11 protein-coding genes are annotated in these 13,404 nt (G+C 53.8%); 10 read left to right on the top strand and 1 reads right to left on the bottom strand.

All coding sequences use genetic code 11. From position 1 onward, the window contains the following. Positions 1–4 precede the first annotated feature (4 nt). Entirely contained in the window at positions 5–796 is a 792-nt protein-coding gene (locus tag SH528x_RS00890) for a 3-ketoacyl-ACP reductase (RefSeq protein ID WP_442508654.1), read from the bottom strand. A gap of 329 nt (positions 797–1,125) precedes the next feature. Here SH528x_RS00890 and SH528x_RS00885 point away from each other — a divergent pair, with 329 nt between their 5' ends. The 10 genes from SH528x_RS00885 (at position 1,126) to SH528x_RS00840 (ending at position 13,366) form a co-directional block, all read left to right on the top strand. Next, on the top strand, positions 1,126–1,431 hold the full coding sequence (locus SH528x_RS00885; protein WP_442508653.1) for a hypothetical protein: 306 nt from the start codon (positions 1,126–1,128) through the stop codon (positions 1,429–1,431). After that, a complete protein-coding gene (locus SH528x_RS00880; protein WP_442508652.1) occupies positions 1,425–2,450 on the top strand; it encodes a hypothetical protein in 1,026 nt (341 codons plus the stop codon). The genes SH528x_RS00885 and SH528x_RS00880 overlap by 7 nt, the downstream gene beginning before the upstream one ends. A gap of 132 nt (positions 2,451–2,582) precedes the next feature. Next, positions 2,583–3,854 carry a DUF1552 domain-containing protein gene (locus tag SH528x_RS00875; protein WP_442508651.1) on the top strand — a complete coding sequence of 424 codons (1,272 nt, stop codon included), beginning with the start codon at positions 2,583–2,585 and terminating at the stop codon, positions 3,852–3,854. Further along, on the top strand, positions 3,854–6,331 hold the full coding sequence (locus tag SH528x_RS00870) for a DUF1592 domain-containing protein (protein ID WP_442508650.1): 2,478 nt from the start codon (positions 3,854–3,856) through the stop codon (positions 6,329–6,331). The genes SH528x_RS00875 and SH528x_RS00870 overlap by 1 nt, the downstream gene beginning before the upstream one ends. A 24-nt stretch (positions 6,332–6,355) precedes the next feature. Continuing rightward, positions 6,356–7,324, top strand: a complete 969-nt coding sequence (locus tag SH528x_RS00865; RefSeq protein WP_442508649.1) for an alpha/beta fold hydrolase — start codon at positions 6,356–6,358, stop codon at positions 7,322–7,324. Continuing rightward, complete coding sequence (locus tag SH528x_RS00860; RefSeq protein WP_442508648.1) at positions 7,321–7,851, top strand: sigma-70 family RNA polymerase sigma factor; 531 nt, start codon at positions 7,321–7,323, stop codon at positions 7,849–7,851. The genes SH528x_RS00865 and SH528x_RS00860 overlap by 4 nt, the downstream gene beginning before the upstream one ends. Beyond that, positions 7,848–9,503, top strand: coding sequence for a LamG-like jellyroll fold domain-containing protein (locus tag SH528x_RS00855; RefSeq protein ID WP_442508647.1), 1,656 nt, complete (start codon positions 7,848–7,850; stop codon positions 9,501–9,503). Before SH528x_RS00860 ends, SH528x_RS00855 begins: the two co-directional genes overlap by 4 nt. A gap of 783 nt (positions 9,504–10,286) precedes the next feature. Further along, a complete protein-coding gene (locus SH528x_RS00850) occupies positions 10,287–11,261 on the top strand; it encodes an FG-GAP-like repeat-containing protein (RefSeq protein WP_442508646.1) in 975 nt (324 codons plus the stop codon). Between the two features lie 1,058 nt (positions 11,262–12,319). Next, entirely contained in the window at positions 12,320–12,460 is a 141-nt protein-coding gene (locus SH528x_RS00845) for a hypothetical protein (RefSeq protein WP_442508645.1), read from the top strand. A gap of 162 nt (positions 12,461–12,622) precedes the next feature. Next, the gene (locus SH528x_RS00840; RefSeq protein WP_442508644.1) at positions 12,623–13,366 is read left to right on the top strand and encodes a GNAT family N-acetyltransferase; all 744 of its coding nucleotides are present in this window, start codon (positions 12,623–12,625) and stop codon (positions 13,364–13,366) included. Positions 13,367–13,404: the final 38 nt, after the last annotated feature.

Genomic DNA, 13,404 nt, shown 5'->3' with positions numbered 1-13,404 from the left:
TCTTTTAAAGTCTTTGACGCGTCAATCCACCATCGATCATGATCACGTTGCCGGTGGCGTATTTGAAATCACCGCGGGCGAGGCTCGCAACTGCGTTACCAACATCTTCCGGCGTGCCCCAGCGGCGATCGATGGTAAGGCCATCGGCGATTAGCTTTTCATACTTTTCGGTCACAACAGCCGTCATGTCGGTCCGAATGACGCCAGGTCGAACTTCGTAGACGCTCACACCAAACTCCGCCATCCTCGCAGCCCAAAGCTGGGTTGCCATCGCGACACCTGCTTTGCTGATGCAGTAGTCTCCCCGATTAACCGAAGCGACAGTGGCGCTAACTGAGGAAATATTGATGATCGCGCCGCGGTAATCGTCGTTGGAGCGGCTTTGTTCTGCCATCCATCGGGCCGCCAATTGCGTAAGGAAATAGGGCCCTTTGAGATTGATATCGATGAGTCGGTCAAAGCTCTCTTCGCTTGCGTCAAGTAAATCCGTTCTCTCGATCGGTGCGACGCCCGCGTTGTTGATCAAGATATTAAGTCGATTGAAGTGCTGTTTGACTTGCGTAAGCATTCGTTGTCGATCCAAGTCGTTTGCAATGTCTGCCTGGCAATAGATGACATTTGCGCCGCCGGAGCGAAGTCCTTTGAGGACGTTTGCGACCTCCGGTTCTTCCTGCTTATCATTGACCGCTAAGTCAAATCCGGACTTAATCAGGCATTGGCAAATCCCGAAACCAATTCCACGAGTTCCTCCCGTTACTAAAGCAACGGGCCGGTTTGATGTGGACTGACTTTTCATTTTCGTTCACCGGTTCCGCGAAAGAACGCACAGACGCACTTTCGCAGAGCGAAAGGCGGCCAACTTCGTCCACAACAAAAGATTAATAGCATTAGCACTCTCCCGCAGCGGCTCAAATTGGACAGTAAAGCGGCCTGGAAACTAGATTCAGGCCATTTCGACGGAAACGCCACAAAGAAAGCAGCTTTTTTTGTGTCCAATTTTCGAGATGCCGGGAGTGAGTGAGACCCTGGACCATCATCGAAAACTCAATTCCGGGCAATAGCCAATGGCCTGAAAATACAAGCGAGCGTTGAATGAACACCATGAGAGTGAGGGACATGATCTTGATGAAGCCAATACTTCTAGCAGTTTTGATCCTGCTGGTTTGCGTCGACACTTCACTGGCGGAGGAGGATCGCCCCAACGTCATTCTCATCATGAGCGACGACCAGGGCGTGGGCGACTACGGCTTCATGGGCAACAAGGTCATTCGCACGCCCGCACTCGACGCGATGCATGCGCGAAGCGGTTTCCCCTCCAAGTTTCTATCGCCAAGAGAGTTCCGTCAAACTGCCGTTTCGCTAGTTTGCACTTCCGCTGCCGGACAATCACAGGCAACCAACCAGAGTAGATTGAAGGATAAAAGATGCTAAGACAAATATTCATAACGCAGCTCGTTGGGGCGTTCAGCATGAAACAGATGCTCGCATGGCCGATGGTTGTGATGGCAGTAATGGTGCTGTTCTTAAGCAGTTCCGTATGTTCAGCACAAAAATGCGAGATCGATTGGACTGCTCAGTACGATCCGCGGAATCCCCATCAAGACCGAGATAAAACCAACGGCCCGGTCCCAGTTGTCGATGCGGATGACGTGATCGGATACTCCGCCGACGGCAACCGAGTCGATGAAGATGATATCGCGGCAACTCCCTTGGCATTGGCCATCTTTGCCAAACGAGGTTGGAAGAACCAGCTGGTCCACTTCAGCTACAACAATTGCCCAATGATGGGACGTGAGGCGAAACCCACCGAACACAAGGCGAGCGTTGAGGGCGCTGCCACCAAATTCGGGTACGACGCCAATGTCACCAAGTTCTTTGATTGTCAAGTTGACAGCCAATGGAACGCCGCAGTGGCCCACGCGGTTGAGGTGATCAAGAGCACCGGGAACGGTAAGAAGTTCTACTGGATCCAAGCGGGACCGCATGAGTTCGCCTACCGCGTTCTCCAGCAAGTCAAGAAGGACGCCCCCGAGAAATTGCCGAACGTCATTCTCGTTTCGCATTCGGGAGTCAACAACGTATCGACTCACTCGATTCGCAGTTCCTTGGGCGAAGGATGCGGACACACTCTTCGAGACTGCTTGGCTATCGACGATAGCATCGGCTACTTCTACACCTCGCTTCAGGGTGGTAGTGAAAACTTCGGATCGAAGAAAGCGAACGAATGGGCCGCCGTCGCATGGATGAAGACGATCGACTGCGATGCCTGGAATTTTGTTGAAAAACGATTCAGGAAGGCACAAGAGATGTACGGTCAGCCAGGGCTCGACGCATCCGATGCTGGCATGGCCTACACCTTCGCCACAGGCGACCCAGACGGAAATTTTGTCACACTGACGAAATGGATCGACGGTTGGTGCCCTGACTCCAGCCCCGACCCGGCGAAGTGAATCGCGGCATTGTTTCCAAGAATTACAAAGTTGATTGTCCAACTTTCGAGGGATCGGGAGAGATATAGTAACTCGCACCGTCATCTAGAGATTACCAAATCGAAGAATGACCAATTCACAGGGAATGGAAAGATGAATCGACTCGACCGACGACAATTGTTGCGTGGAACTGGAGCCGTCGTAGCTCTGCCGTTCTTGGAGTCCCTGGCGGTACCAAAATATGCGGAGGCCGCAAAAGGCGCGGCAGAATCACCGATGCGGATGGTTTGCATCGGCCTTGAATATGGGCTCTATCCGAACGACTTCTTTCCTCAGGAAACTGGTCGCGATTACGAGTTGCCTCGTTTGCTGGCTCCATTGGCAGCGCTAAAAAACGACTTCACCGTCTTCTCTGACTTGGATCATCCCGGAATTACGGGCGGGCACCAGTCGACACACACGTTCTTATCTGGCATTCGATCGGACCAAGCGAAACAGTTCCCAGAGGGCAACGTCAGCGTCGATCAGCGGGCGGCTGAGTTTGTCGCTGCCGAGACGCGTTATCAGTCCATGCAACTGGGTCTAGGCGGTGGCGGCGTTTCGTGGACCCGGAACGGTGTCGAGATTCCAACGATCACGCGGCTGCAAACCTTGTTCGACGCGTTGTTCCTGGAAACACCCCAGTCGAAGCGAAAGCGGCAGGCCGGTGCGTTCGCCGTCAACCGCAGCATCCTGGACGTCGTTGGTGAGGATGCGGCGGCGTTGAAAAAGCGAATCAGTCTCGGTGACTCGACGAAACTCGAAGAGTACTTCACTTCGATACGCGAAGTCGAAAAGCGATTGGAACAATCGGAGGCATGGTTGAACAAACCGAAGCCAACATCGAACTACAAGTTGCCAAAGCAATTGCCCACCAGCTTTACGGAGGAAGTTGCGCTGTTCTACGACCTGATGAAGTTGGCATTGCAAACCGATTCGACTCGCGTGATTTCGATGGCCATTCACGGATGGACGGGCGACTCGGGGCTGTCGGGTGTCACGAAGGGTTATCACGACCTTTCGCACCACGGCCGCGATGACACCAAGCTGCATCAGCTGGGCGTGATTGAACAGTTCCATACCTCGCAACTCGCGCGGTTCCTTGATGGCCTAAAGCGTTCGCAGGTTGCCGACGATGCATCGTTGCTGGACCGGACCATGGTGTTGATGGGAAGTGGACTCGGAAACGCGAGTTCTCATTCCAATCGCAAGCTACCTTTGCTGCTCGCTGGTGGTGGCTTCGGGCACGGCGAACACAAGACCTACCCGGCAAATGGAGGCCGACAGACGCCTGCCTGCAATTTGTATCTGTCGATGTTGCAGCACTTTGGTGTGGAATCGGATCGCTTCGGAACCAGCACCGGGACGCTGGAGGGGCTGAGCTGATGAGTTGTTCAGATTCTTACCAGACCACTACCGTGTTCGCGATTCTCTTCACGTGGCTCATGCCTTGTGCCTTGCTGAATGCCGACGAAACGGAAGTGAATCCACTCTCGTACGTTCGCGAGCACTGCATTCGTTGCCATGGCACGGAGGAGCAGAACGCGGATCGACGATTCGACTCTCTGGGCGATGAGCTTTCAGATCATCAGACTGCAGAACAGTGGCAAGAAATCCTTGATATTATCAATCTCGGTGAGATGCCTCCCGAAGATGAGCCGCAACCTACGGCCGAAGAGACCAAGCGATTTGTCGCCACGGTAACACGTCAACTTGAAGTGGCTCGCGAAGCCCTTGCGTCTGGCGGTCATGAACGATTTCGCCGGCTCAACCGCTACGAGTACCGCAATACGATTCGCGATCTTCTTGGTGTGAACATGAGCTCGTTCGATCCGACGACGTCATTCCCGGCCGACGATCGAGTCGACGGATTCGACAACATCGGCGAAAGCTTGGTTTTGTCAGACTACTTGTTGCAATGCTATCTGGAAGCGGCTTCGCGGAGCGTCGACAAAGCCGCCGAGTCGCGGGCGGTTGTCGCACCCATCAACGAATTGCTAACGCCCGTCGATTTGAGCACACGAAAATTTCTATTCCGTCCGGAGCAACGCTTTATCATCAATCCGACCGGTGACTATGTAGACATGGCTCACACCGATGAGGCCTGGGGACGTGTCGCCGCCCAACGTTTCAAGGGCGTTCCCGCCGACGGCTACTACACGATTCGCATCCGCGCGGAAGGCATCAATCGTGAGCATCCGTATTCGACGGAGCTATTACCCGTCGACCGCGACGAACCGATCAAAATGCAAGTCGTCGTGACCGATCCTCAGTTGGCAAGCCCGGGGCCAAGTCACAATTCCTCCGACAGAGTCGTGGCGACGGTTCCGCTTCCCGATAACGTGCCGAAGGTTTTTGAGTTTCGCACTTGGATAGACAAGGGCTTCGTGCCCGTCGTTCAATACCCAAATGGACCTCTCGACTTCAGACGCTCCCTGATCAAGGTCATCAAGAAGTACCATCCAGAAACGCTGACGAGCAACTGGCGAGATGTCTTCTCGACGGAGCCTTCCGAGATTCTCGACGTCTGGATGTCCGACGCCTACGAAGGGCCTCGAATGAGGATCTACCAAATCGAAATCACTGGCCCAGAACCCAGCAACGAGCCAGCGACGGATCGATTGGCAAACAAGAATCAGGAAGCGCTCACGCAATTCCTGTTTCGCGCCTTCCGCCGCCCGCCGCTGGAATCGGAAGTCAAACGGTATCAAGCGTTTTTGCAGTCACGATTGGCCACTGGCGAATCACAAGACACCGCATTCCTGACTACATGCAAAGCGATCCTGTGCTCGCCGAACTTTCTGTATGTGGAGACTCCTCGTGATGCCGGTCAAAGCGATGATCAAGCATTCCGGCTCGCTTCAAGATTGTCGTACTTTTTGTGGAGTTCGATGCCGGACGACGATCTACTTGACGCTGCCAGCAGCGGAAGGCTCAGTGAACCAGAGACGCTGCTCGCCCAAACAAACCGCATGCTACAAGACCCGCGAGCGGAGGCGTTCATCGAGAATTTTACAAACAGTTGGCTGCACCTAAATGAACTCGGGTCGATGCCGCCGGACACGCAAAAGTTTACTGCCTACTATGATCGACAGCTTGAGCCGTTGATGCGACGGGAAACCCAGTTGTTCTTCGCAGAGGTCCTGCATAAGAATTTGAGCATCGAACATTTCATTGATTCGGACTTTACGTTCGCCAATCGCTATCTGGCCGCACATTACGGTCTGCCTACGATCGAGGGAGACGAGTTTCGGCAAATTTCACTGCCGAAAAATTCGCTTCGCGGAGGACTGCTCGGTCACGCGAGTGTCCTGACGGCGACCTCCAATGGAGTCGAATCCTCGCCCGTCACTCGCGGGATTTGGGTGCTAGAGAATATTCTCGGTTCACCGCCTCCACCGCCGCCACCGGACGTCGAGCCGTTGGAGCCGGATATTCGAGGTGCGACCACCATTCGTCAACAGCTTGCCAAGCATCGCAATGTCGCGACGTGCGCCGAGTGTCATCGCAAAATCGATCCGATTGGCTTCGCAATGGAAAGCTTCGATCCAATCGGTTCGTTTCGTCGCCAGTACCGTGACAGCGCAGGAAACCCCATCGGCGCGGTGGACACCAGCGGAACGCTGCCGACGGGAGAGTCGTTCGCAGACATCGCTGAACTCAAGCGATTACTTTTGAAACAGAAAGATCAGTTTTCGCATTGTCTGACCGAAAAGATGCTGACCTATGCACTGGGACGAGAAGTTGGCTTCCAAGACCGGCCGACGGTCGAGTCGATTGTTGGCGAGCTTGCCACAAAAGGTGATGGCCTGCAGGACTTGGTTGAACTCATCGTCACAAGCGAAGTGTTCATTTACAACTAACCACTATCCAAACTGAAACGCACTATGACTACTATTCCCCATCTGCCCATTGCCCGTGCTGTTTTGCTGGGCTTACTTTGCACAGCTTCTGGACTGTCTGGCGTTGCTGATGACAAACCCCCTGGTGCTGACGGAAAGACGGTCATTCCAAAGGCAACCTTGGAACGGTTGGACGAACGACTTGACGTGACGTTCGCAAAGTACGGTGACCGAACGTTGCAGATGGACATCTATCGTCCGAAGAATGCGCCGGAAAAGTTGCCGGCGATCGTCTGCATTCACGGCGGCGGCTGGAGAAAAGGAGCAAAGATTCATCATCGCAATGTCGCTCAAGCCCTCGCAGCGGAAGGCTACGTGACGGCGTCGATTGACTATCGCTTGAGCGGGGAAGCAAAGTTCCCGGCTCATATTCACGACTGCAAAGCGGCCGTCCGATTCCTGCGAGCCAATGCGACGGAATTCGGCGTCGACGCTGACCATATCGGAGCGATCGGCCACTCCGCGGGTGGTCATCTGGCATCGCTACTCGCAACATCCGGTGGTGTTGCGGAACTCGACGGTGACGGTGGAAACGCGGAATTCAGCAGTGCAATCCAAGCGGTAGTTCCGATGGGCGGCCAAACGGACTTTATGTCGGAGCGGAACCGCGAAAAATCGGCGAGCGCAGCCATCTGGCAAGATTTTCTCGGCGGTTCGCAAGACGAAGTCCCCGAGACTTACCGACTTGCTTCACCACTGGCCCACCTCGACAAGAACGATCCACCGGTTTGGCTCATCACCGGCGAGAAAGATGACTCAAGCACTCGCGCCGATTCATTGCGTCAGAAGATGGACGAATTTGGTATTCCGAATGGACTGACCATCATCAGAGACGCCCCGCACCCGTTCACCGTCAAGCAAGTCTGGTTCGATCAGATGATGGACGCGGCAGTTCCGTTCTTCAATCGAACGCTGAAGAAACAAACCGCCAGCACGGATGACGCAAAGGAATGAACGAAAATCCATCCAACTACGAAACCTTCATGCGTCTGCTGATTGAGGAAGAGTCAGCCGTAAAGGCCTACGTGCGCCGGCTCGTTCCAACGTGGCACGATGTGGAGGAAGTCGTTCAACAAACCAGTTTAATTGCATGGAAGAAGTTCGACGAACTTGACGATATCAATCGGTTTGGCGGTTGGCTGATGACCATTGCTCGATTTGAATCGCTGAAGTATCGACGTTCACTTGCCCTCAGCCCATTGGTGTTTTCGGACAAACTCGCCGAACAGTTAGCCGATGCAGCAGGCAACATTGTTGCTGACGACGCAGATCGACAGCAAGCTCTGGAAGGCTGCTTACAAAAGCTCGACCAGGCAAAACGAGAATTGATCCTCGACGTGCATCATCCGGGCGTCACCATTCGCGGGTACGCTCAACAGCATTCTCGTCCCGAACAGGCCATCTATAAGGCCGTTCATCGACTTCGGCAACAATTATTGATGTGTGTGAAACAAACGCTTGCAGATCAGGTATTGTCATGAACGACTTTAGATTCATGGAACTTGTCTCCAACTGGCTCGACGGTTCGCTCACTGAGACCGAATCCGCGGAACTTCAAGCTGTGCTGGAAAGCTCCGCAGATCGACGCAGTGAATTTGTGGACCTGTGTGGTTTGGATGTTGACCTGCGTTTGATGAGCGACGTCGTGATCGAATCGCCTGTTGGTGCGGATTCACTGCGAGCACCGACGAGAGCGAAGGGCATGCGCGCTGTCGGTTGGCTAGGGCTAGTCGCAGCCCTCGCCGCCGTATTGTTACTCGCGATCGGCTACGGAATCGGACGCGACCGCAAAGGTGATGCGGAACAACAAATTGCCGCGTCAGAGGTCGCATCCAGTGAATCTAACGAAGTTGTCGAATCGGGCTGCGCGGTTCTGTCACGTGTTGTGGACGCGAAATTCGCCGGAGACGTGCAGTATCGGGAAGGTGACTCATTGCAACCGGGACAGTTCAAGCTGCTTTCGGGAGCGGTGCAAATCGACTTCTTCAGTGGTGCGACCATGCTGATCGACGAAGCGGCCGATGTGAATCTGGTTAGTCCCTGGGAAGCAGAGTGTGCCCATGGCAAAGTCACGATGCATGTGCCGGCACCTGCGATCGGTTTCCGCCTGACACTGCCGGGCATGAAAGTCGTCGATCTTGGAACCGAGTTCGCTGTCCAGGTCGATGGGACCGAGTCATCTCTGCATGTTTTCGATGGCGAAGTCGAAGCTCATGTACCGGGCTCCCAAATGCAAATCATCCGTGAAGGCAGCAGTCTCAAAAAATCTACCGACCTTCCTGTCGTTGCGGGCGTCTCCAAGCCAGCGGACTTTCCGAGCGTGGAGGAGTTTGAACGACGCAAGGAAGAGTACTATCAAACAAAAACAAAACAATGGCGTGCGGCGATGAACACGGTGCGTTCAGATGAACGCATCATTGGTTGCTATCAATTTCGACGTTGGGAAGACGAGAAGTGGGATCGACTTGTCAACAACTTTGCGATTCCGAAACGTCCTTATAGTCACGGTTCAGCCGTCGGAGCACGCTGGGTCGACGGACGTTGGCCGACGAAATCTGCGTTGGAGTTTAAGAGCCCCGGTGACCGTGTCCGCATCAATTTGGGGAAAGATGAGTATGACGGATTAACAATGGCGGCGTGGATTCGTGTCGACGGACTGGACCGCAAGTACAACGCATTGCTGCTGTCCGACGGATACGAAGACGGAGAGCCGCACTGGCAAATCGACAAATCGGGACGTCTGATGTTCTCGGTGAGCTACATGCGTTTCGCGCCATCCAGCGGACAGCGGTTTGATCCGTATCGCCAAGACCAGGTTTTCTATTCTCCGAAAGTTGTCAACTCAGATGGACGACGCTGGCATCATGTCGCGGTGACGTTCGATGCAACGACGGGCGAAGCGGTCCAGTACTTCGATGGCAAGGAAGTCAGTCGTGAGGTTAGCGAACATCATCTCGGTGATCGTAAGGTGACATTCGGCCCGTGTGCGATCGGTAACTGGGGGCTGCCTGTGGAAGGCGTTCCGCATCCGGTTCGAAACCTCAACGGCCGTGTGGATGAGTTCCTGATCTACAAAGTGCCGCTAGCAGCTGATGAAATCGAAAACCTTTACGAAGTGGGAATTTCAAATTGATGAATAGCAACCACGCTTCCGTTCGTGTGGCATTCTTTTTCGTCTTGTGCGTGGAGGATCCCGCAGCCGATTAGCCCGTCGCAGTTCAGGAGATCCGAATTGGCACGAACCCCGAAGGGACGGCCCCGACAACACTTCGTGCAAATGGGAAGACGGTCATTCTGAAATCCACTTTGGATACGCTGAATGAAAAGGTTGACGTGACCTACGCCAACTATGGCGACCGAACGTTGGAAATAAATCTTTACGGGCGGGCAAATGCATCGGGGCCAACGACCGTAATCGTTTGCATTCACGGCGGTGGTTGGCAGAAGAGAAAAAAGTCAACCATTGCAAGGTCGCTCAATATTTGGCGGCAAACGGGTTTGCGACAGCCTCCATTTTTTGTCGATTAAGCGGCGAAGAGACCTTCCCGGCTCACATCCATGACTGCAAACTGACCCGCCCATCTGGCTGATCACCAGTGAGAAAGACGACCCCAGCACGCACGGCGATGAGCTGCGACAGAAGATGAAAGAGCTCGATATCTCAACCGGCTTAACGGTCATCAAAAACGCGCCACACCCGTTCACGGTCCAACAAAACTGGTTCGACGAAGCGATGGAGAAAGCCGAAAGTTTTTTCACGCAACATCTGAAGCAGTCTTTGCCCAAATGACGAGCGAGTTCCGCTTCTATTGCTACAACGCCAGACGCAAGAAGTGATTAATAGTGCATTGCGATCTGCATCCGACCGTAGCGAAATCCCTACTGTTTGACTTCGGAGCGTACGGGTTGGGAGGAGATGACAAGGACTCGAATCAGCGATCCGGCGACGGCAATTCATACTGCCACTTCGGGAACTCGAACCCAGCAGCAGAGTTACCATGGTTTGGAAAATCCTTTCAGTGGGCCAAGCGTTCCAGGCTCATTTAACATCTTATTTGGGGACGGCAGTGGCAATTTCGGACGAGGTAACAAACAGGAGTCGTTCTTCGAATTGGCTGCCGTCGGTGCGGCCAATCTCAATGGAATCGATGGCGACGAACTAATTGTGCTTGGGCAACGCCAACAGTTAGCGGTCTTTCGATTCGATCCAAACTCTGGCACTATGTTACGAGTGACCGAACTCTCACTGAATGAGCGGAGCCGAAAGTTTGCGGTGGGCGATTTGAATCGCGATGGACTGCTCGACATTGTTGTGACCGGTTTTGGTTCAGATAAAGTCAGTTTCTTGTTGGGAGATGGATCGGGTGCAGTTAGCGTTTTTCGGGACTCTGACGACGCATCATCACCGGTGGATGTCGACTTTGGTGATTTCAATGGTGACCTGATCGATGAACGAATTGTGGCAGAGGTATTTCAACCAACGAGCAGTGGACTTCAAGCACTTGGGTTGTCGACGACACTCAGCTTAAGCTCAGCGAGTCGGACTGTTGGACCAACTGTGGATGTACGCCAAATCGTAAACTTTGCACCTGTCGATGCGATTGCAAGGCTGGATGTGAATCGTGACAATCTGATCACTGCTGCTGATGCATTGCAGATTATTAACGCGATCAGTCGAATCGACGGCGAGGGTGAATCGGTTTCAATGGCAGTGCTCGCGGATACGGATACCAATGCTGATGGTGTCACGTCGGCTTTAGACGCACTACTGGTAATTAATTTCTTGGCCCGTCAAAGTAACGGATCGATGTTTAATTCAACGGATCTGCTCAGTGAGGACGACGACAAAGTAAAGGCTGCCGATGAAGTGTTCGCTCATGAATTATTCTAGCCACGCATCACCGCCTTTTGACTAGTCGTTTTCAATGTCTATTAGCGGAAAGATGTGACGGCGGGTAGTTTAACCGATCGAACAGATTGCGCTGTGGTTCGGAAGGGACGAACACTCGTATGCACTCAATTCCAGAGAGTCGTGATCGCAGAACGGGTCAGGAGGCTGACCACGCGCCCGACGCCGACCCACGAGAGCATTTCGCCAACCAATAGAACCATGCTCAACAAGAATTTGCGTTAGATCACGAAACGAAAAAGAGACCAGCACATGGCTGGCTCTGCTGTTGATCCGTCGTTTTTTGTTCTGTCATTCCCTTCAGCCTTCGTCTTCGTAACTCGTGGACCAATCGTCAAGAATGCCGGGATATTTGTACCTGTCTTCGCCCCAGTCGCCGGGATGAACGACGGGGTAGTCGGGCAGGCAAGGGGTAAGCTCCGCCGAGATCGCCGGGCGGAAGTCGCGCCCAAATGTGAAGCAGCAGTGGAAACTCGATGATCACTGGCGATTGCCGCGAGCAAGGAACACATCGGCACAAAGGGCTGTCGCAGGAACGACAAAACCGTCTTGGGTACGTGAATGAATGTTCCGAGAAGTTATGTTGCTCAGATCCAATTTGTTACCTACAACGCTAAGTTCTCAGTCCATTTCCATGGTCTAAAAGATAGTCATCACGAATACCGTTGCTTCCGCTGTACTCAAACCCACTCTGGACACAACTTGAAGTGTCTCGGGTGGGTTTTTTATTGGATTTTCGGCATCGTTGACACCTCGCGTTTCCCCGGGACCCGGCATAGCCGACACCACGACGCAGGCCTGCAGCGCTTCGGCGTAGTCGTCTTCGGTAGTCTGCAGGTAGTGCGTCTCTGCAATCGCCCAAGAATTCCTAAACCAGTCATTTAGCACACGATTCGCAATACGGACGGACGCTAGCACTAGCAACGGGCCGCGGTTCTTCGGATGGACGTTCCAATAGCGTCACTGTTTGAGCGTTGCCGGTATGGGTAAAAACACGAAGTACCGGCCCCACAGTTCAGCGTCCCGATTAGCAAGCGACGATGACGGCACCGGGCAGCCATCGCGGCGGCGGCATGATTGAGTTTAGCGAAGATTTCGTAGAGGCCGACTGGTGTATCACTGGTCACATCGGATACGTGGTCGAAGGACTCTCGAAATCGATTATTGCGGCCGAGTCGTGAGATATCATGCCGGTGACGGTCTCTGCATTCCATCTGGCGAACCCACAAAACACAAAGCCAACGGGCCGAGTGGTAAAACGCTCCTATTTGTTGTCGAGCAGTCCGATCGAAAACCGAAAGCAACGTGATACTGCAGCGGCTAATCCCCAGGCAAATCTGAACATGAATAACATACTTGAACTGTACGATGCTGAGGTTCGCGCAAACCCGTTGGCCACCGCCGGCCTGAGCGTGACACGCGATGAACATATTGTTCGAATCGAAGGCGCGTTCAACTACATCTGTTCCTGGACCATCCCAGAAGACGCGACCGAGCGAGTCGTCAGCGAACAAGCCGACTATTTTCGAAAACGGGGCGAGGGTTTGATGTGGCGGGTCTACTCGCATGACAAACCCGGCAACCTGGAGGCCTGCCTGGAGCGAGAGGGCTTTGCGGCCAGCCCATCGGGAACCCTGGTAGTGCTGGACGTTGGAGCATGGAAACATCCCCCAAGCAAACATGATATTCGTCGTGTCGAGACACCGGAGGCACTGCGTGATTACCTCGCGGTTGCCGCCGCCGCGTTCGGAGACGAGGACGATGGGAAATTCGAGTATTTTTCTAAACTCTTGTCGAACCCGAAGTTTGCCTTATTCACCGGCTACGCCGACGAAGAACCTGTGGTTTCGGGACGTCTGGAAATCCCCGCGAAGTCCTCCTTCGGCCAATTGTTCGGCGGCGGTGTCTCCCCCGGACATCGAGGCAAAGGTTTCTACCGCGCGCTGGTCGGCACCCGCGTCGCGTTGGCCCGCGAACGGGGATTGAAATACTTGAGCACCGAGGCGAGGGAAACCAGTCGTCCGATTCTCGAAAAACTCGGCTTCACCATGCTGGCCAAGGAAACCACCTGGGTGCTAAGCAGTTAGGCAGGAGTCTTGCCCGTGCATTCTGTCACGACATTCTA

Origin of the sequence: Novipirellula methanifontis (assembly GCF_052161655.1) — a bacterium.
Classification (GTDB): domain Bacteria; phylum Planctomycetota; class Planctomycetia; order Pirellulales; family Pirellulaceae; genus Novipirellula.
Note: the sequence above shows the minus strand (reverse complement) of the source record. Positions and strands in the feature narration are given on the sequence as shown.